18 protein-coding genes are annotated in these 22,295 nt (G+C 65.4%); 15 read left to right on the top strand and 3 right to left on the bottom strand.

All coding sequences use genetic code 11. The features are described from left to right. Positions 1-124: 124 nt before the first annotated feature. On the bottom strand, positions 125-700 hold the full coding sequence (locus LQG66_RS29465) for an RNA polymerase sigma factor (protein WP_231319345.1): 576 nt from the start codon (positions 698-700) through the stop codon (positions 125-127). A gap of 467 nt (positions 701-1,167) precedes the next feature. On the opposite strand from LQG66_RS29465, the gene LQG66_RS29470 reads away from it, so the two are divergent. The 15 genes from LQG66_RS29470 to LQG66_RS29540 all read left to right on the top strand — a co-directional run bounded on the left by LQG66_RS29470 (position 1,168) and on the right by LQG66_RS29540 (position 17,216). Next, positions 1,168-3,081, top strand: a complete 1,914-nt coding sequence (locus tag LQG66_RS29470) for a substrate-binding domain-containing protein (RefSeq protein WP_231319346.1) — start codon at positions 1,168-1,170, stop codon at positions 3,079-3,081. A gap of 406 nt (positions 3,082-3,487) precedes the next feature. Continuing rightward, the gene (locus LQG66_RS29475; protein WP_231319347.1) at positions 3,488-4,126 is read left to right on the top strand and encodes an energy transducer TonB; all 639 of its coding nucleotides are present in this window, start codon (positions 3,488-3,490) and stop codon (positions 4,124-4,126) included. A gap of 116 nt (positions 4,127-4,242) precedes the next feature. Continuing rightward, positions 4,243-4,800 (top strand): RNA polymerase sigma factor, encoded by a 558-nt coding sequence (locus tag LQG66_RS29480; RefSeq protein WP_231319348.1) that lies wholly within the window; start codon positions 4,243-4,245, stop codon positions 4,798-4,800. A 233-nt stretch (positions 4,801-5,033) separates the two neighbouring features. Continuing rightward, positions 5,034-6,038: a FecR family protein gene (locus tag LQG66_RS29485; protein ID WP_231319349.1), complete on the top strand. Its 1,005-nt coding sequence runs from the start codon at positions 5,034-5,036 to the stop codon at positions 6,036-6,038. A 356-nt stretch (positions 6,039-6,394) separates the two neighbouring features. Beyond that, on the top strand, positions 6,395-8,035 hold the full coding sequence (locus tag LQG66_RS29490; protein WP_231319350.1) for a ShlB/FhaC/HecB family hemolysin secretion/activation protein: 1,641 nt from the start codon (positions 6,395-6,397) through the stop codon (positions 8,033-8,035). Beyond that, entirely contained in the window at positions 8,035-10,032 is a 1,998-nt protein-coding gene (locus LQG66_RS29495) for a DUF2341 domain-containing protein (protein ID WP_231319351.1), read from the top strand. The genes LQG66_RS29490 and LQG66_RS29495 overlap by 1 nt, the downstream gene beginning before the upstream one ends. Before the next feature lie 4 nt (positions 10,033-10,036). Further along, complete coding sequence (locus LQG66_RS29500; RefSeq protein WP_015669581.1) at positions 10,037-10,441, top strand: ExbD/TolR family protein; 405 nt, start codon at positions 10,037-10,039, stop codon at positions 10,439-10,441. A gap of 211 nt (positions 10,442-10,652) precedes the next feature. Next, the gene (locus LQG66_RS29505) at positions 10,653-10,943 is read left to right on the top strand and encodes a hypothetical protein (protein WP_231319352.1); all 291 of its coding nucleotides are present in this window, start codon (positions 10,653-10,655) and stop codon (positions 10,941-10,943) included. Further along, positions 10,940-11,692 (top strand): TonB C-terminal domain-containing protein, encoded by a 753-nt coding sequence (locus LQG66_RS29510; RefSeq protein ID WP_231319353.1) that lies wholly within the window; start codon positions 10,940-10,942, stop codon positions 11,690-11,692. Before LQG66_RS29505 ends, LQG66_RS29510 begins: the two co-directional genes overlap by 4 nt. Positions 11,693-11,730: 38 nt before the next feature. Then, entirely contained in the window at positions 11,731-13,605 is a 1,875-nt protein-coding gene (locus LQG66_RS29515) for a putative porin (RefSeq protein WP_231319354.1), read from the top strand. 3 nt (positions 13,606-13,608) lie between these two features. Beyond that, positions 13,609-14,208 (top strand): hypothetical protein, encoded by a 600-nt coding sequence (locus LQG66_RS29520; RefSeq protein ID WP_231319355.1) that lies wholly within the window; start codon positions 13,609-13,611, stop codon positions 14,206-14,208. Then, entirely contained in the window at positions 14,205-15,260 is a 1,056-nt protein-coding gene (locus tag LQG66_RS29525; protein ID WP_231319356.1) for a peptidylprolyl isomerase, read from the top strand. Before LQG66_RS29520 ends, LQG66_RS29525 begins: the two co-directional genes overlap by 4 nt. A gap of 66 nt (positions 15,261-15,326) precedes the next feature. Continuing rightward, positions 15,327-15,854, top strand: a complete 528-nt coding sequence (locus LQG66_RS29530; RefSeq protein ID WP_231319357.1) for a YbjN domain-containing protein — start codon at positions 15,327-15,329, stop codon at positions 15,852-15,854. 7 nt (positions 15,855-15,861) lie between these two features. Beyond that, on the top strand, positions 15,862-16,722 hold the full coding sequence (locus LQG66_RS29535; RefSeq protein ID WP_231319358.1) for a lytic transglycosylase domain-containing protein: 861 nt from the start codon (positions 15,862-15,864) through the stop codon (positions 16,720-16,722). Between the two features lie 5 nt (positions 16,723-16,727). Then, positions 16,728-17,216 (top strand): hypothetical protein, encoded by a 489-nt coding sequence (locus LQG66_RS29540; protein WP_231319359.1) that lies wholly within the window; start codon positions 16,728-16,730, stop codon positions 17,214-17,216. Positions 17,217-17,378: 162 nt separating this feature from the next. Here LQG66_RS29540 and LQG66_RS29545 read toward each other — a convergent pair whose 3' ends face one another. Together LQG66_RS29545 and LQG66_RS29550 are read right to left on the bottom strand one after the other, a co-directional pair. Further along, complete coding sequence (locus LQG66_RS29545) at positions 17,379-20,540, bottom strand: efflux RND transporter permease subunit (protein ID WP_231319360.1); 3,162 nt, start codon at positions 20,538-20,540, stop codon at positions 17,379-17,381. After that, positions 20,533-21,549, bottom strand: coding sequence for an efflux RND transporter periplasmic adaptor subunit (locus tag LQG66_RS29550; protein WP_231319361.1), 1,017 nt, complete (start codon positions 21,547-21,549; stop codon positions 20,533-20,535). The genes LQG66_RS29545 and LQG66_RS29550 overlap by 8 nt, the downstream gene beginning before the upstream one ends. Positions 21,550-22,295 lie beyond the last annotated feature (746 nt).

Here is a 22,295-nt window from a genome sequence, read left to right on the forward strand (position 1 = left end):
ACGGTCGCCGTTGTTGCTGCTGCGCTGACACAAGAGGATAGACGGGGTCGGAAGGCCCTCGCAAGCGAGTCCAGCTCGGGAAAGGTCCGCGGCGATGGCGCGGACGGCCGTCATCGCCGCAGTCCTAACTACCAGTGTCTTCCAGCGCCGGCGTCCAGGCCCGCACGGGAGGGCAAGGCAATAGGCGGGCGTCTACCCGCGACGGCGCCCGCCGCTCCAGCGGACGCTTGAGCTGACCAGCGCAATGGAGCAACGCCTCGCGCAATTCGACCTGGATCCGGCGCACGGACACCCGATGGCGTCGCGCGATCTCGTGCACCGACAGCTCATCGACGAACGTGGCAAAGATGATGTCGCGCTGACGCTCGGAGAGTTGCCCCAGGACGCGACTCAGCGCGGCCATCTCGGACCGAGACTCCGCGATGCGGGCGGGATCAGGCGACTCGTCGGGGATCTCCAGCAGCGCATCGATCTCCGATGTCGTGAGCCTGCGACTCTCGGCCACCCGTCGGTTGGTTGCGAGATTGAGCGCGGTCCGGAACAGATAGGCGCGCGGACTCTGCACAGCACCGACGTCGTTGCCGCACTCGATGCGTAGGAACGTATCCTGAAGCGCTTCGCCCGCAAGCTCGGTCGAACCCAATCGGCGCGCGAGCCGCCGCTTCAGTTCGTCATAGCCATCGATCAGCGCGCTCAGCAACGCCGCTCGGCCCGAATCCCGCATCTCTGAAACGCCCGCCCCTGGGTGACCTTTCGGAACACGCGGCCGCGAAGGTCTCGTCACTAACAAGGTACCGGTTCACGATGACTGACCCATGACATGTGTTGCAGCACGTGTCTCAAACACAACGTTGTGCTCGCTCGCAGCCAGGGCACGACGCACTGCGCGATCATCGAACAGCTGCGCGAGATTTTTCAGAGAAAGAGATTCGCCGAGACGCCGCGTCGATTGTCTCTCCAATGCAAGCCATCGATCGCAATGACGCGGGCGAGCTTTGTGGGATCATCAATCCGTCCCCAATGATCGCACCGGTCGTGCCGGAGAGTGGATCGCTTATCCGACTGATCGTTGCATCATGATGGGTCCTCACCCTCCCCACCGACGACGACCCGCATCGTTGCGCATCGAAGGCTCGCAATCTGACTGCAACCCCACGGAGATTTCCGATGACGACTCGTTCTTCGATCAGCCGCCTGCGCTGCACCGCTTCGGTGCTGGTGCTGTCGACTGCCGCGACCTTTGCCGCAGCGGTGCAGCCTGCCGCTGCCCAGACCGCCGTCTACGGCGGCGGCAGCACGCTGGTGTCGCTCGCCATGCGCCAGGCCATGGACTGCTATAACGCGCAGACCGTGACCAGCGACGGCTACAGCTTCTCGACCGGCTTCGATGCGACGGCCCCGACGCCCGGGCTTCTGCCCCAGACGGCGGACGGCGCCAATTGCAGCCAGCTCGGTGCGCTCGGAACGGTCGGCCTCTACGCCGCCGTCGGCTCCGGCGCCGGTCAGCGCGCCTTCATCACCAACGATCCGAAGCAGCTGCTCCGTGGCAGCGCGCCGACGCTGTCGCTGCCGGCCGTGCCGCCGGTGTTCCTCGAGAGCGGCGTTCCGGCGCTTGCGACCTATCCCTATGCGCGCGTCGACTTCGGCGCCGGCGACTCGCCGCTTCCGAGCTCGCCGACGAACACGCCGAGCGTGACGGCCCTGACCAATTTCTCCTCGGTCAGCAACTGGCAGAACCAGACCAACATCACGGCCAGCAACGCGTCCTCTGCCACGGCCTATAACGCTGCCGCCTTCGGCCCAGCAGTCCAGCTGCCGATGATCGAGGCTCCGGTGGCGATCGTCGTCAACACCAACAGCACCCCGACGGCCACCTGGACCATCAACTCGGCCGGCACAGCGGGCACGCCCGGTTCGGCGATCCAGCTCTCGACCGCTCAGCTCTGCGCCATCTTCTCGGGCGAGGTGCGTGACTGGAGCTCCACCGCTGCAATCGCGGCGCTCGACAACGTCGGCCAGGCCCGCGTCCAGACCTTCATGGACGACAACACCGGCAACGGCGGTGCGGCCCAGGCCTACGTTTCGAATTCGCTGCCGATCCAAGTCGCGTTCCGTTCCGACGGCTCCGGCACCAGCTTCATCCTCACGAACTTCCTCGCCAACAGCTGTCCTCAGCTCGATGCCGATGGTTCGCACAACTACGCGAAGATCTTCACCGGCGTGGGCGTCACCTTCGCCAGCACGGTCGTGACGCTCAACGACCAGGTGACCGGAACGACCACGACCACCACGATCGCCGCCAAGACCAACGCGTCGGCTGTCAACCTGCCGTCGACGACCTTCGCCAACCTGATCGCCAACATCAAGGCCGTGAAGGGTGTCGACGTCTCGACCGGCGCCGGCGGCTGGCTCGCGGGCAACGGTACCGGCGAAGTCGCCGACACCGTCAACAGCAACGCGCAGAATGCCAACGGCAATTACCTGGGCGGTCGCATCGGCTATGTCAGCAACGACTTTGCCAAGCCCTACAACCCTGCCGCCAGCGGGCCGCTCTCGGCCAGCGTCCAGAACGACGATCAGCGCGCTCGTGGTGTCTATCACCCGGGTGACCAGGGGGAGAACTTCATCGCGCCGACCCCGGCGTCTGCGGATCTCGCCTTCCAGAGCGTGACTGTGCCCACTGGCACGGATTACGCGTCCTGGAACCTCTACAACCAGACCTATGCTGGTGTCGGTCAGAACGCCGGCGTCACGGTCGACGGCAAGTCGCAGCTCGGCCTGCCGATCACCGCGGGGGCCTATCCGATCACCGGCACGACCTTCGCCTATCTCTATAGCTGCTACAACACGACGTCGGCCCCGACCCGCGTGGCCGACATCACCAACTTCCTGACTTGGTTCTATTCGAGCCAGGATGCGGCCAGCGTTCTTCAGAACAACGGCTTCAATGCGCTCAACGCCTCGTTTGCGACCCAGATCAAGACGAGCTACCTGACCTCCGGCAGCGGCGTTGCCATCGCCGCCAGCTCGACCCAGGCCGACGGTTGCAGCACCGTCGCCGCCGGCGCCGGCGCTCAGTAAGGCAGTTGCAGGGGCCGCAGGTCCCGCGCAGATTGCCCAGTCACAATCCCGGGCCGGGCGCCGTCATGGCGCCCGGTTTCGTTTTGTAGTTGCAGACTCCAAATTGCTGAACGCCTGTGACAGGGACTCACCGCGAGCGGCCGAAACGATCGCGCGGCGCCTCGACATCGGATCAATAACGCGATACCAGCTTGGCTGTGCCTGGGAAGATGTTCACGGGAAGAACCATGTGGCGCTCGGCGTCCCTCAGCCGGCCGGTTCATGATTTCGGCATGCGTGCTTGAATGGATTGAATTCGATGGCGCAGAGCGCGTGGCGGTCCAAGCACATTGATGAGGAGTTGCAACACCACGACTGGCGTGCGGCAGCTCCGGCAATCGGTCTGCGCTCGCTCGCAGCCGTTGCAATGACCGTGCCGGCCCTTCTGGCCGTCGGTGTCTACTGGCTGCGTCACACGCCGACCGGCACCGGGATGCCCTCGAGCGACAACGTGATGCAGGTGCGGCTCGTCGCGTCGCCGGCGACCGATGCCGCGCGGCCGGTCGTTACAGCGAACACGCCGGCCCTGTCTCCGGCCAGCGCCCCGGCTCAGGATCCGAAAGTCGCTGCGGCTGCAGCCGTGGCCGGGTCCGAGAGCGTGACGGCTCGGGACTCGACGGCGCCTGGGTTGGCGTTGTCGCATCTGCCGGCCGCGCCGGCGTGGGACGCGCCCGTTCCCGGCTCGCCGCTTACCGTGACGCGGGCGATGCCTGATCAGAAGACGATGACCTTCGTCCGCACGGTCAAGTCGCATATCGCCCGTTTTCAGTATTATCCTGAGCGCGCCCAGCGCGAGCGCAACCAGGGCCAGGTCGGTCTCGTGCTCACGCTGCGGCGTGACGGCACGGTCACGAACGTCCGGATCGCATCGAGTTCCGGCTTCGCCGCTCTCGACGCGGCCGCCGTCGACACGGTGAGAAGGGCGCAGCCGCTGCCGAGCATTCCGGTGGAATTGCCGGGGCAGCTTAGCCTGGACTACACGATCGCGTTCGATCTGCCACAGTAGTTGGCCAACGGCGCCACCATTTCTGGTCGTCACGTCACTGTCATTCTCCGCCGATAGGTAAACGAGTGGGGTTGAGAACTGCCTGCAAATGCGGGCGGCGTCACGGGGCTGCGTTGGTGTCGTATTCGAACAGCAAATCGCTGCGTGATGTGCTCGCGGCGGATTATGAAAGTCTGGCTCGCCGCCTGACGCGCTGCCTCGGCTCGCCGGACATCGCGCGCGAGGCGCTTCACGAGGCTTTTGTTCGAGCGGATCGCGTCTCCGAGGCCATTCCTGTCCGCAGTCCCGTGGACTATCTGTTCCGGATGGCGCTCAATTTGGCAAAGGATCATCGCAAGAGCGAGCGCCGGCTTCTGAACGCCTCCGAAATCGAGGCGATCATGGCTTTGCCCGACGAGCGTCCGGGGCCTGCTGCTGAGGTCGAGTCTCGCTTCGAGCTCGAACAATTCGAAAGGGCGCTTGCGGAGTTGCCGCCGCGCAAGCGCGACGTCTTCATCAGCGCCCATCTCGAGCTCGTGCCGCATCGCGAGATTGCCAAACGTTTCGGCATCAACGTGCGCACCGTCGAGTTCGATCTGCAGCACGCCATGGAGCATCTCAGCCGCCGGCTCGGGCGCAAGGTCGTCCGCAGATTCGGTCCCCGTGCGACCGCCCAATCCAGCGACCGCAGCTAGCGCGGCGCAATCCTGCGAGAAGGGAGCTTGCCGCATTCCGGCTTTGTACGCTATTCAGCGGTGAACGAGCGCCGGAATGGAATTGAGGCTCCGCCGATATCGGGATTGAAGCGTGCGAAGTATTCGGGTTTCCATTTCGGTCCAACGCTGTACGAATCGTCTATCAGATGACCGCGGGGCGTTGCCGTGAGGGAACCGTCCCTCAGCCGCCGAAACAAGCGAGCGACGTCATCTTGATCGCAGGCGACGACAGCCACTCGGACATGGATCAGACTCTTCGTCAGGCCTTGGCATGGGTGATACGGCTTAATTCCGGGGAGGCAACCTCGGACGATGCTGCTGCGTTGACGTCGTGGCGAGAGCGAAGCCCTGAGCATGAAGCCGCGTTTCGGCAGGCGGTGACGCTATGGCACGGCTTTGGTGACGCCACCCGCAAGCTCGCGGGTGATGCTGCGTTCGTCAAAGCCGCTTCACGCCGCCCGGAGCCGATGCCTCGCGCTGGTCTCGGCCGCCGCGCGCTGATCGGAGGAGCGATGGCGGCTGCAGCATCGGTGGCCGGCGGCTATCTGGCGCTCCGTCCGCCGCTGGAGCTCTGGCCGTCGCTGCAGGAACTATCGGCCGACATGCGGACGGCCAAGGGCGAGCGGCGCAGCGTTGCGTTCGCGGGCGACGCCTCCGTGGTACTCAACACCCAGACCAGCATCGCGCTGCGGCCGGCAGATGGGCCTCGGCGCTTCGAGCTCATCTCGGGAGAGGCCGCAGTGCAGTGCGGGCCGACCGCGCAGGATCCGGTGATCATCGATGCTGCGGGTGGTCAGATCACCGCGTTGCAGGCCGACTTCAACCTGAGGTGCCTCGGTGGTCTTGTGACCGTCTCCTGTCTTGACGGCAGCGTCGATGTTGCGTGCAAGGGCCGCGTCGTCAGGATCGTCAAGGCTCAGCAAGTTTCCTACTCAGTCGAAGCGGGACTCGGGTCGACGTCGCGCCTGGATCTGGACTCGGCCAAGGCGTGGCAGAATGGCCTTCTGATCGTGCGCGACTGGCCCGTCAATCGCCTGGTGGGCGAGATCAACCGCTATCGCCCCGGCAAGATCGTGGTCCTGGACGAGCAGCTGGGGCGACGCATGATCTCGGGTACGTTCCATCTTGATCACTTGGACGACTTCATCAGTCAGGCCGAGAATCTGTTCGGAGCCAAGGCGCGCTCCTTGCCGGGCGGCCTCGTTCTGCTGAGCTGACGCGCCTCGCTCACCGGATACGGCCGGTCGCTGTGCCACCTTAGATTCAGGGCTGCAGACGAAGAGCCGCGGATCTCGTCGGATCAGGCGGAGCGCTCGCCCCGCGATCCGCTGCGGATGCTTTGCAAACGGCGAAACGCGATCTGCGAATCGGGTTGTACAAACCAGGCATTCGTTAAAATTCCGATTCAGTCTCTCCGGGTATCGGTCGTCTGTCCTGCAGAGGCACCATGCTTGCGGCTTCCTGCCGCGGCGCCCTGTGTGTGCCCGAAGGCGAGCGGAAGTCCGTGCGGGTCAGAATTGGGTACGAGCGGGGCGGGCGTTGGTCGGCGCGGCCGACACTGATCGGTTCGGCTATGCTTGTTTCCGTGAGCGTCATGGTCAGCGGCAGCGTCGCTCCGGTGCGGGCCGAGGCTGCGGCGGGACAGCAGCCGTCGGCTGGTGCGGCGAAGCCGGCAGCTGGCCCGCTGCAGCGTTTCGATATCGATGACTTTGCGGTTCAAGGCGCCGAGAAACTGGCGGATGTGGACCTCGAAGAGGCCATTTACCCCTTTCTTGGCCCCAACAAGACGGCCGAGGATGTCGAGAAGGCGCGCGCGGCACTCGAGAAGGCCTATCACGACAAGGGGTTTCAGGCCGTCTCGGTGGAGGTTCCTCCGCAGAACCCGTCGAACAAGGTCGTCATCCTCAAGGTGAGAGAGCTCAAGGTCGGCCGGCTCCGCGTCAAGAATTCCCGCTACTTCGATACTGACAAGATCAAGGACGGGGCGCCCTCGCTCAAGGAGGGCACCGTCCCGAACTTCAACGACCTGACCAAGGACATCTACGCACTCAACCAGTGGCCGGATCGCCGCGTCACGCCGGCATTGCGCGCCGGCGTCACTCCGGGAACCGTCGACGTCGACCTCGCTGTCGAGGACAAGGCGCCGATTCACGGCAGCCTCGAATTCAACAACCGACGTTCCGGCGACACGACCGCGACCAGGGCCATCGCCACTGTCCATTATGACAATCTCTGGCAGCTCGGACATTCGCTGACGCTCAGCTATCAGGTCGCGCCGCAGCGGCCGAAGGACACGGAAGTGTTCTCGGCATCCTATCTGGCGCGCCTGCCGGTCGATTGGCTGGCGCTGCTGGCTTACGCGGTGAAGTCGAACAGCGATGTGGCCACGGTCGGCGGTACCAACATCGTCGGTCCGGGCCAGATCGTGGGCACGCGCGCCGTGATGACGCTGCCGGGCCGCGATGGATTCACGCAGACGCTGTCGGCCGGCGTCGACTACAAGCATTTCTTCCAGCTCGTCTCCCTGAACGGCGGCGGTTTCGCGTCCCCGGTCACGTATTTCCCTGCCGTGGCCAGCTATACGGGAACCTTCCAGGGCGAGAAGTTCACGACGCAGTTCAATGCGTCGCTGACGTCGAATCTGCGCCCGCTGTCGAGTGACCATGTCGCATTCGACAACAAGCGCTATGCGGCATCGGCGAGCTTCACGCATGTGAACGTCGATGTCTCGCACACCCAGGAGCTGCCGGAAGGCTACCAGCTCTGGGGCAGGCTGCAGGGACAGAAGGCGGACGGGCCTCTGGTCTCGAGCGAGCAGATCAGCGCGGGCGGCCTCGACACGGTGCGTGGCTATCTGGAGTCGGAAACGCTGGGCGACGACGGTGTCATCGGTAACATCGAACTGCGCAGCCCCGACATCGGCGCGATGCTGCAGAAGCAGATGAAGGATGAGACCGGGCAGGGCGCACCGCGCTTCACGACCTTCAACGAGACGCGGCTGTTCCTGTTTGCCGATGCCGGTCTGGTTCACACCCAGCGCGCTCTCACGGATCAGACGTCGCAAGCGGACCTCTGGAGCTATGGCGTCGGGACCCGCTTCAAGATGTTCAACGCCTTCAACGGCCTGTTCGCGCTCTCGGTGCCGATGATGAACCAAACCTATACCCGCGCGGGCAATCCGCGCCTCAATGTCCGACTCTGGGGCGAATTCTGATGATCATGGAACGCAAGGACCAGCGAACGAGCTGCCGCGCAGGAGTTGCGAAGCGCGTCGCCGCGCGGCTGTTCGGTGTGATCGCGACATTGGCGGTTCTGTCGTCACCGGCAAGCGCCTGGTGGAACGACGAATGGCAGCTGCGCAAGAAGATCAGCATCGATGCGAGTGCCGCCGGCGCCAATATCACCGATCCGATCGGCACGACACCTGTCCTGATCAGGCTGCATCCCGGCAACTTCCGCTTCAGCGCCACCAAGGATGACGGCAGCGATCTCCGCTTCGTCGCCGGCGACGACAAGACGCCGCTGAAGCACCACATCGAAAAATATGACGCGCTGCTGGGTGAAGCGTTGGTCTGGGTCTCGGTGCCGAGCCTGCCGTCGGGCGCCAAGTCGGAGATCTGGCTCTATTACGGCAACAAGAAAGCGATACCGGTCGCAGACGCCAAGGGCAGCTACGATCCCGATTTTGCCCTCGTGTACCATCTTGCGGAGCGGGGCACGCCTGCATTGGACTCCACGGTTTGGGGAAACAACGCGCAGAGCGTCGGACAGCCGGCCGAGGGCTCGCTGATCGGCACGGGCCTTCGGCTCGATGGGCGGACGCCGCTGACCCTGCCGTCATCATCGTCGCTGGCGATGGCCGCCGATGCCGGCTGGACGTTCTCGCTGTGGATCAAGCCGTCGGCGCTGCAGCCGAATGCTGCGCTGTTCAGCCGCCGCAACGGCGACAGCGGCATCGTGATCGGTCTCGACAATGGCGCGCCTTTCGTGGAAGTGACCAATGCCGGCTCCGCGCAGCGGACTTCGGCAGGCGCGGCGATCGCTGCGGCGAGCTGGCATCATCTGGCCGTTGTTGTAGGCAGCGGCAGGATCTCGCTCTACCTCGACGGCAATGCCTATGCGGCTCTCGATGCCGGTCTGCCGACGCTCGACACCACCGCGCAGATCGGTGGCAGCGATGCCGTGGCGGCCGCTCCGGCTCCCACTCAACCAACTCCTGCTGCGGCATCCGGTGATGCGGCCTCGGCGGATACGAATGGCGCGCCGGCAGGCACCAACGATGCGGCCGTCGCGGCGAGCCCGACGTTCGCGGGATTCGTCGGCGACGTCGACGAGCTCCAGATCAGCAAGGTCGCTCGCCCGGCAGGTTTCATTCGGCTCGCTGCGATCGGTCAGGGGCTGGATCAAGGCAAGCTCGTCACGTTCAGCGTGGACGAGGAGACTGCGAGCTGGCTGTCCGGCTATTTTGCCGTGATCCTGAAATCGGTCACGCTCGACGGATGGGTGGTGATCGGTGTTCTGATGGTCATGGCCGCTGTCAGCTGGATGGTGATGTTCGACCGCGCCTCTTATCTGCGCAGTCAAGCCAAGGCCAACGCGCGCTTCCTGAAGGTCTATCGTGATCCGAAGTTCGACCTGACGGTTTTCGGCAGCGGCGATGCCGAGGCCGTCGCATCGCTCGCTGGCGGCATCGGCAAGCGCGATGCGATCGTGCTGCGGTCGTCGTCGCTCTATCGCATCTACCGCATTGCAGCTGACGAGGTCCGGCGCCGTTCGGCTCGGAACGCCTTGCCTTACCTCTCCGCGACATCCATGGCTGCGATCCGCGCCGCTCTCGACGGCGGTGTCGTCCGGGAGATCCAGCGCCTGAACAGGCTCATGGTGATCCTCACGATCGCGATCTCGGGAGGACCGTTCCTGGGACTGCTCGGGACCGTCGTCGGCGTCATGATCACTTTCGCTGCGATCGCAGCGAGCGGCGACGTCAATGTCAACGCCATCGCGCCCGGCATCGCCGCGGCGCTGGTCGCCACCGTCGCGGGTCTCGGCGTCGCGATACCGGCCCTGTTCGGCTACAACTATCTCATCTCACGGATCAAGGATCTCACCGGCGACATCCAGGTCTTCGTCGACGAGCTGGTGACGCGGCTCGCGGAGCTGCATTCCGCAGATCAGCCGGATCCGGTCGAGCGCCGCATGGCAGCGGAGTAGCGTCATGCAGATCAATGCCGACTCCAAACCCTACGACGACATCAACATCACGCCGATGTTGGACCTCGCCTATGTGCTGCTGGTCATCTTCATCATCATGACGACCGCGACGGTACAGGGGCAGAAGGTCAACCTGCCCAAGGCGTCGGCGGCGCCGAGCCTCGCGACGCAGACGACCAAGGCGATCACGGTGGCCAACGACGGCAAGATCTTCCTCGACACCATTCCGGTGACCCTGCCGGAGCTCGAGCAGCGCCTGATCCAGCAGAAGGCGTTGACACCGGAATTTCCGGTGGTGCTGCGCGGCGATGCGCAGGCGCAATATCAGAGCGTGATGGACGTGCTCGACCTGTTGGGCCGTATCGGCCTGACCCAGGTCGGGCTTGCAACCAAGCCGCTGGTGAAGTGATCGAGCCGGACCGGATCACATGCGCAAATTGCCTCCCCCTCGACCGCCTGGTTCGCACCGCCCTCAGGACGGCGTGCTCGTGCAGCTGCGTGAGCTCATCCTGCGGCGGCGGATGCAATTGCTGTCGGCACGATCTGAAGGGGAGACGGTGTCGCTGGTTGAGTGCGACGAGTCTGCGGCGGTGTTGCCGTTTCCCGTCCGGAGTGAAGCGTTGCTCGCCAGTCTGGTGCCGACGCTTCGCGACCTCTATGTCCGTGGTGAGGACGAGAGCGACCCGTTCCTGATGACCATGTTGCATGGTCCACGGCCGCGATTGTCGATCGATCGTGACGCCTATGTCGAGGTCAGGCACCAGCCCGAGGCGTTCCTTCTGAAGATCGCCGCGGCGCCGGATTCGAAGATCACGTTCGAGACGCCGGATTTTGCCACGCTGGTGAAGTTCGTGCTGCAGTACATGGCCGAGCGGCATGGCGAGCCCCGGTCGGACGGGAGCTTGTCGTGAGCGAGCTCGAGAGCGGCACTCGCGTCGCGGCCGAATCGGTAGGGGCTGGCACGCAACCCAGCCGGTTGGGCTCTTCGCTGCGTTTTGCCGTGACGATCATTGTGATCGCGTTGCCGTTGGGGAGCGTCGCCTATTGGGTTTTCGCGCAGCGCGATCAGCCGCCCCCGCCGCGTCAGGTTCACGAGATTACGCTGCTGACCATCACGCCGCCGCCTCCACCGCCTCCGCCCCCGAAGGTAGCGCCGCCGGTCGAGCAGAAGATGGTCGAGCAGCCGAAGATGGCGGAGCCCGAATTCAAAGAGGACAAGCCGGTCGACAAGCCGCAGGACAAGCCGATCAAGGACGCCAAGGCTGATCAGCCGCCGGGCCCGCTGTCGCTCGACGCCAAGGCGACCGGCCCCGGCGATCTGTTCGGCCTCGGTGGCAAGCCCGGCGGCAGTCCCTACGGCGGCGCAGGCGGCGGTGGCAGCCGCTGGGGCTGGTACGCCTCGATGATCCAGCAGCAGATCGAGGCGGCGCTGCGCGCCAACGACAAGACCAAGAAGGCGGTCATCAGAGTGCAGATCAGCCTTTGGGCCGACAGCTCTGGACGTGTCAGCCGCGTCCAGCTGCTCTCATCAACGGGGGACGCTGCGCTGGATCAGGCGCTGCGTGACGACGTTCTCGGCAGTCTGATGCTGCGTCAGCCGCCGCCGAAGGACATGCCGATGCCGATCGTGACTCGCGTCACGGCGAGCCGGCCGAGCTGATTTCCGTCAAACACGACGAGCTAAAAGGACTGGGGACGATGTTCGAGACTTTTCCAAATGCACGCAGATGTGCGCTCCTGATCGCCGCCTCGCTCGCGGCGGTCGGCTGTGCCGCCCCGGCATTTGGCCAGACTTCCGATCAAGCCGCAGCATCCGAGAAGAAGTCGGGCTCGAGCAAACCGAAATTGTCGGATGCCAGACCGACCTCGCCGAACGCCACGATCAATCTCGTCCATCTCCTCGTCAAGCAGGGCGTCCTCACCGAGGACCAGGCGGCGGGGCTGATCAAGCAGGCCGACGATGAGGCCTACATCGCGCGCCAGGCAGCGAAGAACGCTTCGACCAGAGCGGAGGAGGCCGCCAAGGCTGCCAACGCCGCGGCGGCGGCGACCGAACCGAATGGCACGCGGCACGTCACCTACGTGCCTGAGGTGGTCAAGCGGCAGCTGCGCGAGGACATCAAGCGCGAGGTGATGGCGAGGGCGGAGCATGAGAACTGGGCGTCGCCGGGCAAATACCCGGAGTGGGCGCAGCGCATTCGCTTCTACGGGGACATTCGCGCCCGCTATCAGGGCAGCTTCTTTCCGACTGGCAACGATCAGCTCGATGCATTCAACTTCAACACGGTCAATACTGGCTCGCCTTACGACATGGCGAGTTCATACAATCTGCCGACTTACAACGCCTCCAAGAACCGCAATCAAGCCAAGCTTCGCGCGCGCCTCGGAATGGAAGCGGATCTCACCAGCGGCTTTCTTGCAGGAATCCGTATCGCGACAGGTGAGTCGAACTCACCAGTTTCGACAAACCAGACCATGGGCGGTGGTGGTTCGAATTTTTCCAAGTTCGGGCTGTGGCTCGATCGGGGGTACCTGACCTATCAGGCATGGGACCGGGATCTGGTGGCATCGGTCGGACGTTTCGACAACCCGTTCTGGTCGCCGACCGATCTCGTCTGGAACCGCGATCTCGGGTTCGACGGCTTTGCGCTTCAAGGCAAATATCGCGTGTCCGAGGGCTTCACGCCGTTCGGCGTGATCGGCGCCTTTCCGATCTTCAACACCGACTTCAACGCTGGCACCAATCTGACGCAGCTGGACTCCAAGTTTGCAAGCCACGACAAATGGCTGTTCGGCGCGCAAGGCGGCTTCGCGTCGCGTTTCGATCCACTTCACGAATTCCGCGTCGCCGCCGCTTTCTATGATTTCGAAAACGTGCAGGGCCAGGCTTCCGAGCCGTGCTACGTACAGTCGAGTTCGGACGTCTGCAACACGGACCAGACGCGGCCGTTGTTTGCCCAAAAGGGCAACACCTACATGCTGCTGCGCAACTTCCAGGTTGGCTCCTGGAACAATAACGGCACGACAAGCCTCTATCAGTATTTCGGTCTGCTGCAGAAATACCGGCCACTGACGGTGAGTGCATCGGTCGATCTCGGCGATTTTCATCCCTATCATATCGTGATTGACGGCGAGTTCGTCTGGAATACGGCCTTTAATCGGGCGCTCACTGCCGGCGGCACCGGCCTCGCGGCAAGCACCGGCATCACGGCGCCAGGCATGGCGCTCAACAATCGCGCCGCGACGTCGGACGGACAGACCATCGGCCCGTTCAATGGCGGCGACAAAGGCTGGATGACACGGGTCACGGTCGGCAACAAGGAGATCAAGCAGCTCGGCGACTGGAACGTCCACGCCGGCTACAAATATCTCGAGTCCGACGCCACGCTCGACTCCTTCGTCGATTCCGACTTCGGCCTCGGCGGCACCAACCTCAAGGGCTACTTCGTTGGCGGCAGCTACGGTCTCAGCCCGAATGTCTGGGCCTCGCTGCGCTGGATGAGCGCCAATAGTATCGGCGGTGCGCCTTACGCGGTCGACGTCCTGCTCGTCGATCTCAACGCGAAGTTCTGAGCCATGCGCATACGTTCGTCATTCCTCGTGATCGCAGCGGCTGCTTGGATACCGGTTGGACTCGCGCGGGCCGCCGACAGCGACGCCGACAAGCTGCGCGAGGCGCTGCGCGCCGCGACCATGCAGACGCGCCAGTTGGAGGACCAGCGGGCCGCGCTGCAGGCGAAGCTCGCCGACGCCGAGAAGGAGAAGGCCGTCGCCAAGGCCCAGATCGAGGGCGCGAAGGCCGAGACCCGCAGGGTCGAGAAGCGGGAGCGCGAGACGACGGAGGAGTTCAACCGCCGTCTCGCGGAACGCGACGAGACGCTCGACAAATGGAAGGCCGCCTATGAGGAGGCGGCCAGTGTCGCCCGCGATCGCGATGCGGCGCGTGCGAAGTTCGAGGCCGAAGCCAAGGCGTACAAGGCTTCGACCGACAGCTGTGTTGCCAAGAACACGCAGCTGATCACACATGGCCAGGATCTCCTGCGGCGTTATCAAAGTGTCACCATCGGCGACACAATCGTGGCGCGTGAGCCCGTGCTCGGCTTGCGGCGTGTCGAAATCCAGAACGCGATCCAAGACCTCCGGGACAAGATCCTCGACCAGAAGGCGGCACCATGAGTTCTCCATTCTTCGGCAGCGCAGTCCGGATGCGATCGTTCCAGGTTTCCATGCTCGCCGCGGCGCTGGCCTGCGCCCCCTTGGCGGTTTCGGCGCAGACCGCCCCGCCGCGTCCTGCCGCCCCGGCCGTCAAGCCGAAGCCGTCAGCGCCGGTGGCTGCCACGGCCGCGCAACCTCCGGCCGCGACGCCGGTGCAGAGCGTCGCATCCGGCAAGAGCACGGGAGGCGATGACGTCATCGCCCGCGTCGGCGGCACCAACGTCTCCGCTGACGAGATCCGCAGTTATGTCGCTGCGCTCGGACCGCGCGAGCGCGCGGCGTTCGGACAGGATCCGGGCCTGCTCAGCCAGGCCGTTCGCATGATGCTCGCCAACCGCATCGTGCTGCAGGAGGTCGTCGCCAAAAAGTGGGATCAGCAGCCGAGCATCGCCGAGCAGCTCGACCGCGTGCGTGAGAATGCCGTGGTGGAGTTGTATCTGCAATCGGTGTCGACGCCTCCGGCCGGCTTCCCCAGCGATGACGAGCTGCAGAAGGTCTACGACGCCAACCGCGCGGCATTGCTGATGCCGCGTCAGTTCCAGCTGGCGCAGATCTTCGTGCCCTTGTCCAAGGACGCCGACAAGGCGGCCGAGGACAAGAGCAGGAAGACGGTCGAAGACATCCAGCGCAAGCTGAAGGCGCCGGGAGCCGATTTCGCTGCCCTCGCCAACGACAACAGCGAGGTCAAGAACGGCGGCGACCTCGGCTGGATCGTCGAAAGCCAGATCCGCCCGGAGATCCGCGCCACCGTGATGGAGCTTGCCAAGAGCGCCGTGTCGGAGCCGATCAAGCTCGACGATGGCTGGCACATCCTCAAGCTGGTCGACACCAAGGCGTCCTACACGCGGACCCTGCCCGAGGTTCGTGATGCGCTCGTGCAGCAGATCCGCAACGAGCGCGCGGGCGCGCTGCGGCGCGCCTATCTCGCCGATCTCGTGAAGCAGCATCCGCCGGTCATCAACGAGCTCGCGCTGTCCAATCTGCTCAGCGAGCAGGTCTCGGCGGCGAGATAGCGCCGCGATGTCTGCTCGCGTTGCCGGCGCGCCGGCCGTCCTCTCGTTTCTGATACGGAGCTTCTGATGTCCGACACCATCATCGACAGGCTGTCTCTCGATCGGCTGCGCGAGCAGTTCCAGCACGCGGGCTACCGCGTCGAAGCGCTGACCGATCCCGCCGCGAACCTCTCCTATCTGCGCTCTGCGACCAACGGGATCGCATTCGATATTCGTCCCGGCAACATGCTGCCCGGCGACGAGCAGGTCTTCGTCGACGTCGCGCTGATCGCGGTCCTGCACGTGCAGGGTGAGATGCCGCTGGATCTCGTCAATCGCTGGAACGCAACGCGCCGCTTCGCCCGCCTGCAGTTCAGCCCGCCCTTCCTGGCCTTGTCGCTGGACATCTCCGTGGCCGGCGGTGTTTCTCCAACCCATGTGCGCGGACAGATCGAGATCTGGGACCAGCTCGTGCAGCAGCTGGTGTCTTTCCTCCGTGAGGAGATCGCAGCCCTTGCCAAGCCGAAGCAGGCCGACGATGCCCAGACCGCGACGACGCCCGCGTCTGCAAACGGCCACATCGCCGATGCGGGTCCGGCTCATCCGGTGCAGTAGCGCGCGCATGGGTAACACCGCGAGCATCGATCCCGACAGGCAAAGCGCAGCCATACCGTGCGGCCGCCGCATGGTCGTGCTCGCAGCCGTCGCGATCGCACTTGCGGCTGCCGTTTCGGTCGCCCCGCTGCACGCGGAGCCGGCCGCTGAGGATCGCGCCGCTCGCGAGAGTGATGCAGGCTCCGAGTCGACGCTGAGCGTTGTCGCCAAGCCGCCGGCGGTTTCTGCACTCTCAAGGCCGGGATCATCCTCGGCTCCATCCGTCGGCCCGTCCTCGACCGCAGGTCAGTCAGACGCACTCGGCACCTATCGGGCGTTGATCGCCAAGGAGGCTCGGAACTCGGCGCTTGCGCCGGAGATTGCCGAGGCGGTCATGGCCGTGGAGAGCGGCTACAACCCCGACGCGATCGGCGGCTCCGGTGAGATCGGCCTGATGCAGATCATGCCGTCGACGGCGCGGATGCTGGGGTTTATCGGGAGCAATGCCGAACTCGCGGTGCCCGAGACCAACATTCATTATGGTGTGCTGTACCTGGCCCAGGCTTGGCGTCTGGCCGGCGGCGATCTCTGTACGGCGACGATGAAATATCGTGCCGGCCATGGCGAGACGCGGTTCTCCTATCTGTCGGTCAACTACTGCCTGGCGGTGCGGGCCAAGCTCGCCGCGCGCGGCTTCGCCGTGACCGGCGAGGTTCCGACGCCGACGTTCGGGGCGCCCGGCAGCGCCGCTGCGAGCAGCGTTGCGCGGGCCGGCGGCGCCTGCGGCCGCCGCTGCCTGATCGCACCGGCGACGCTCGGCCGCGTCGATCTGGCATCCCTCAATGCGAAGCTGAGCACACTGGTCGTGCAGGCGCGCGCGGGGAGGTGACGCCGATGCTGTGCTCGAGCCGATGGCCTTTACCAACATGGCCCTTACCGACAACGGCGCTCGTTCCCGCCGCCATGCTGCTCCTCATCAGCGTGCCTTCCATCGCCGCCGAGCCGCAACTCCTTCCGCCGGTGACCGTGGACCTGCCGGATCGCCCGCCGGCGAGTCCGCTGTTGCCAGGACCAGGGGACACGGCTGCGACCCCGGTGCTGGGTGGCCGCGTGGCGACGTCCGGCGACAAACCCGAGCGCTGTGCGGACGGCGCCTCCGCCCAGCCTCGCACGCTCAGTTGCATCAACGAAAGCCTCAGGCGCAAGGTGGACGCCGTCAATCCCCTCGGCAACCAGGCGCCGATCGACGCGAGATCATCCGATCTCAAGGTCGGCACCGCGAACGTCCCCGCGGTTCGGCAGCAATACGGTGATAATTTCGGGCGCTCGGTCGTGCCCTATCGGCCCACGGCGGTGTTTCCTTCGGGCTTCGGGCGCCGCTGAGCGGGCTTCGAGCCCCGACGGTTTCCTGCCTTCGCGCGCTAGTCTAACGATCATGGCCCTCATGCCGCGCTGGCCTCGGCTCGCGGGAGTTCTTGTTTGCGCTTTCGTCCACCTGATCGTTGTGCCCGGCGTCGATCCAGGGTGACGCGGCGCCTGTCTTCGTCACGACCTCACATTGCTTTCACGGTGCGCGTCCTGCGCCTCGTACGCGAACCGTGCGAAGCGCAGGGCCAGCGTCGGCAGCACGAGGAGATTGAGTGCCATCGAGGTCAGCAGTCCGCCGAGGATGACGATGGCCATCGGGCCCTCGATCTCGCGGCCCGGCTCGCCGGCGCCGAGCGCGAGCGGCAGGAGGCCGAGACCGGTCACCAGCGACGTCATCAGGATCGGCACGAGGCGGTCGGCCGCGCCGGCGATCGCCGTTTCCAGACCCCACGCACGACCCTCGGCCACGACCAGATGCTCGTAGTGCGAGATCATCAGGATCGAGTTGCGGAGCGCAATTCCGAACAGCGTGACGAAGCCGACCATCGAGCCCAGCGACAGCACGCCGCCCGTCAGGGCGACCGCGAACACGCCGCCCACGAAGGCGAAAGGCAGGTTGATCAGCACCAGCGCGAGGTTGCGCCAATGGCCGGTGACGAACGACAGCAGGAGCACGATGCCGATCGTCGCCAGCAGCGAATTCACCAGCAGGTCGCGCCGTGACCGCGCCTGCGCCTCGGCCGCGCCGGTGAACTCGACGTGCGCGCCGGGCGGTAGCTCGACCTCCTTGGCGATCTTCTTCCTGGCTGCGGCGACGAAGGATTCAAGGTCGCGCTCGGCGACGTTGGCGGTGACCGTCTGAACGCGCTGCGCATTGCGATGGAGCACGACGTAGCGCCCGGACGTGCCGTAGACGTCCGCAACCTGCTTCAGGAGAATGTAGGCACCGCTCGGCGTGCGGATCGGCATGTCGCCGATCTGGCTCGGGCGGGCGCTGGCCTCGGGGTCGAGCTTCACGATGACGTTGAAGACGATGTTGCCTTCATAGGCCTGGCCGACCACGTCGCCCTGATAGGCGGTGCGGATCAGCTCCAGCACTTCGACCGCGTCGAGGCCCCAGGCCTGCAGATCGGTCGGCCGCAGCGTCACGTTGACCTGCGGCATACCCGGCGGCGATTGCTGTTGGATGTCGATCGCGCCCCAGACTTCGCCGAGCTCGCGCGCGATGTCGCGCGCCGCACGCTCGAGGTCGTCGAGATCGGGACCGAACACGTTGATGACGACGGCGGCGTTGAAGCCGGAGACCGTCTCCTCGATGCGCTCGGTGAGGTAGGTCTTGATCGACAGGCTGATGCCGGCAAAATTGGCGAGCGCAGCGCGGATGCGCTGCTCGGCGCGTTCCTGCGCCTCGCCGGACAGGCCCGGCTGCAGATCGACCTCGATCTCGCTGGAATGGGTGCCGGCCGTGTCGACGCCGGCTTCGGCGCGGCCGGTATGCTGCGCGATGCTGCGCACCTCCGGAACACTGCGCAGGGCATCGGCGATCAGCGTGCCGAGGCGCAGCGATTCATCGAGCGACGTGCCGGGAAGCGTCGAGACGTGCAGGATGAGGTGGCCTTCCCGCAGATCGGGCAGGAACGTGCCGCCGAAGAATGGCACGATGGCAGCCCCGGCCAGCGTGAGCAGGATCGCCATCGCGGTGACGAGCCTCGGAAACCGGCCGAGCCGGCCCAGCAGCCGCTCGTAACGGCGGCGCGACCAGCGCACCAGCGGCGGCTCGCGCGCCTCGCCGCGCGGCTTCCTGCCGGTCAGCAGCATTATCGACAGTGCGGGCGTCACCGTCAGAGCGACGATCAGCGACGCCAGCACGGCCAGGATGTAGGCGATGCCCAGCGGACCGAACAGCCGGCCGGCGAGGCCCGGTAGCGCCAGGATCGGCACGAACACCAGCAGCACCGCGAACGTCGCGTAGGCGACGGCGCTGCGGACCTCGAGCATGGCGTCATAGACGACGCGGGCTTCGCTGCGCGGTAAGGGCAGGCTTCGGTTCTCACGCAGCCGGCGCACCACGTTCTCGACCCCGATCACGGCATCGTCGACGACCTCCCCGATCGCGATCGCAAGGCCCCCGAGAGTCATCGTGTCCAGGCTCTGCCCCATCCATTGCAGGGCCAGCACCGCCGAGAACAGCGACAGCGGGATCGCGGTGCAACTGATCAGCGAGGTGCGCCAGTCGTAGAGGAACAGGAACAGCACGACGATGACCAGCGCGCCACCGATCAAAAGCGCGGACAGCACGTTCTGGGTCGCGGCATCGATGAAGGTCGCGGGCCGAAACAGGTCGGCATGCAGATCGACCTTTTCGCTCTCCAGCGCCGGGCGCAGCTCCTGCAGCGCAGCCTCGACGCGCGCCGCGACATTGCGCGTATTGGCGCCGTATTGCTGGCTGATCATCATCATGATGCCGGGCTTGCCATTGATCAGCGCGCCGCCGATCGGCGGCTCGGGCGCGTTCGCGATCGTTGCGACGTCGCCGAGCACGACGCTGGCGCCACCCTGGTGCAGCAGGACCGTTCGCGCGAGCTGCTCCGGCGTCAGCGACTGGCCCTGCGTCTGCAGGATGACCCGCTGATTGGCGGTGTCGACGAAGCCCGCGCCGCGGACCCCGGTGGCCTTGCGCGCGGCGGCCAGGACGTCGTTGATGCCGACGCCGAACCGGACCAGGTCGTCGGATCGGACCTGCACCTGCAGCGACCTGATGTCGCGGCCATAGGTCGTGATCTGCGCCACGCCGGCGACGGCGAGCAGGCGCCGGCTCACGGTCCAGTCGGCGATGGTGCGCAGATCCATCAGCGAGCGCTGCTCGGAGGTCAGCCCGATCACCAGCACCGTGCCCGCCGCCGGCACCAGCGGCGTCATCGCGGGGGCCCGCACGCCCTGCGGCAGACCGCTCGCGACCACGGTGAGCCGCTCCGTCACCAACTGCCGCGCCCTGAACACGTCGGTGCCGGGCTGGAAGATCACCGAGACGACGGACAGGCCCTGAATCGACGACGAGCGCATGCTCTCGACGCCGGCGAGGCCATTGATCGAGGTCTCGATCGGCTGCGTGACCAGCACTTCGACCTGCTCCGGACTGAGGCCGGGGGCCTCGGTCTGGATCGAAACCTGCGGCGGCGCAAATTCGGGGAAGACGGCGTATTTGGCGCTGCCCAGCGAGAAGATGCCGTGACCAAGGATGGTGCAGGCGAGCGCCAGCATCATGCCGCGAAAGCGGATGGCGAACGAGACCAGCGCGGCCTGCGGACCCGTGGCGGCGACGCGAACGCCGTTAGTCATCGTCGCCGCCGTTGCCGCGAAGCTCGCTCCTGGCCTCTTCCGACAGCAGGACCTGGGCGCCGCGAAGGACGATCTCGGAGCCCGACGGAATGTCCTGCACGACATAGTCATCGTCGGAGACGGGCTGATCGGTGCGGATCGGATGGCGCCTGAAGGTCTCGGGTCCGGCGCGCAGATAGACCCAGGAGCGGCCCTGCCATTGCACGATGGCGGTATCCTCGACGAAGACACCGTCGAACGATCTGCCGGAGGGCACGTAGGCGGTGGTGTTCATCCCAGGCAACAGCCCGCTGTCGCCGGCGCCGACGAAGAAGTAGCTCACGCCCTGGATGCGCGGGTCCGTTCGCGGCGCGGGCGACAGGTATTGGAGGTCGATGTTGGCCGTGCGGGTCGGCGCCTGGGCAAGCGCGGTGCGCGGCGGCGCGGCCAGCGTCACGCCCGGCGGCAGGGTGACCTGAACGAGCAGCAGCTCGCGTTCGATCAGCTGCACGACCTGGGGCGAGCGCTCGATGATGCCTTTTCCGATCACCGGCCCCCATTCCTGCCGTGCGGTGGCCATCAAGGTCTTGACCTGCGATTCCGCGGCGGCGAGCGCAGCCTGGTCGGTGCGGAACGTGCCTTCGGCCGCCTCGGCGTCCTTCTTGGGCATCGCTGCGGACTGGAATAGATCGCGGGCGCGCTCGAATGCGAGCTTCGCGACGTCGAGCTTCGCCTGCGCGGTCTGCAGCTGAGCCTGGGCGTTGGCGTAGTTGTTGGTGAGCTCGGTCAGCCTGGCGACGTCCAGCACGGCGCCGTAGGCACGAAACTGTTCGGGATGGGATTCCGCGGCCAACACCGCGGTCTGGAGTCCGATCTGCTTCTGCTGCGTCGCGGAAAGCTTGACCGTCGCCGGTTCACGGCCCGCCGCGCCGGCGGCCTGTGCCGGCGCCTGATCGCTCCAGGGAAGCGTGATCAGCGTCAGCAGTGTTGCACCGCATGCGGCCGCAGCTCTGATCCGTTGCCAAGACATGCAGTGATGGACCACCAGCCGGGGACGTCGGGACGACGTTGATATGACGGCCATAACTGCTACTTCAGGTTCCCAGGCGATTCAAGGCGCGCCATCCGGCATGACGACATGAGCGCTCAGCGAGGCGCATGCACCCCGAACAGGAGGTTGCGTCACGACCGCCTGCCGCATCACGGCACCGGCCATGCGGCGATCCGTGCGAGGTGGGACACTCCGGATCGGCCGTCAAGGCGAGCGAATATTCGGGCAACGCGGCGCACGACTCGTGGCGGCCCATCCATGTCGAGCCGCATACGAGGTCTCGCTGTGGCCGAACGTTGACCGTACGCGCGCCCTTATGTGGAGACGAGGCGGCTCACTATGCGCCCGGGCGTTTCTGTTTGTCGTTAGAAGTATTCTTAGACATCTTCTAAGCGTATTCGCGTGCGACAAGTTCGCATCACGGCTGTCATGGCGGTGGTTACAGAAAAAGCGCAAGACTAGCGCGCGTTACGCAAGATACCTGCTCCCGAATGACCCGGGATTTTTTCCCGATTCCTGGCAAGGCGCGACAATCGTCACATTCATCTACCTGTCGGGTCATTGATGTGACCTACCTTCGCCATACGCCTCCGCAACGACTTGGACGTTCCAGCGACGTTGCAGCGAGGAAAGCTTGTCCAGACTGAACCCACTCCCCGATGGCCCGGTGTGCCGTGATCACGAGCACGGCGATCCTCGTTGGTCAGCCTCGCGCCGCCCTCAGG

The sequence above is a fragment of the Bradyrhizobium ontarionense genome, assembly GCF_021088345.1.
Classification (GTDB): Bacteria; Pseudomonadota; Alphaproteobacteria; order Rhizobiales; family Xanthobacteraceae; genus Bradyrhizobium; species Bradyrhizobium ontarionense.

Excerpts from the sequence above, each read along its gene's own strand:
- LQG66_RS29525 (WP_231319356.1), top strand. The coding sequence starts at position 14,205 with ATGAGTTCTCCATTCTTCGGCAGCGCAGTCCGGATGCGATCGTTCCAG.
- LQG66_RS29500 (WP_015669581.1), top strand. The coding sequence starts at position 10,037 with ATGCAGATCAATGCCGACTCCAAACCCTACGACGACATCAACATCACG.
- LQG66_RS29490 (WP_231319350.1), top strand. The coding sequence starts at position 6,395 with ATGCTTGTTTCCGTGAGCGTCATGGTCAGCGGCAGCGTCGCTCCGGTG.
- LQG66_RS29515 (WP_231319354.1), top strand. The coding sequence starts at position 11,731 with ATGTTCGAGACTTTTCCAAATGCACGCAGATGTGCGCTCCTGATCGCC.
- LQG66_RS29520 (WP_231319355.1), top strand. The coding sequence starts at position 13,609 with ATGCGCATACGTTCGTCATTCCTCGTGATCGCAGCGGCTGCTTGGATA.
- LQG66_RS29530 (WP_231319357.1), top strand. The coding sequence starts at position 15,327 with ATGTCCGACACCATCATCGACAGGCTGTCTCTCGATCGGCTGCGCGAG.
- LQG66_RS29475 (WP_231319347.1), top strand. The coding sequence starts at position 3,488 with ATGACCGTGCCGGCCCTTCTGGCCGTCGGTGTCTACTGGCTGCGTCAC.
- LQG66_RS29470 (WP_231319346.1), top strand. The coding sequence starts at position 1,168 with ATGACGACTCGTTCTTCGATCAGCCGCCTGCGCTGCACCGCTTCGGTG.
- LQG66_RS29545 (WP_231319360.1), bottom strand. The coding sequence starts at position 20,540 with ATGACTAACGGCGTTCGCGTCGCCGCCACGGGTCCGCAGGCCGCGCTG.
- LQG66_RS29540 (WP_231319359.1), top strand. The coding sequence starts at position 16,728 with ATGCTGTGCTCGAGCCGATGGCCTTTACCAACATGGCCCTTACCGACA.
- LQG66_RS29535 (WP_231319358.1), top strand. The coding sequence starts at position 15,862 with ATGGGTAACACCGCGAGCATCGATCCCGACAGGCAAAGCGCAGCCATA.
- LQG66_RS29495 (WP_231319351.1), top strand. The coding sequence starts at position 8,035 with ATGATCATGGAACGCAAGGACCAGCGAACGAGCTGCCGCGCAGGAGTT.
- LQG66_RS29550 (WP_231319361.1), bottom strand. The coding sequence starts at position 21,549 with ATGTCTTGGCAACGGATCAGAGCTGCGGCCGCATGCGGTGCAACACTG.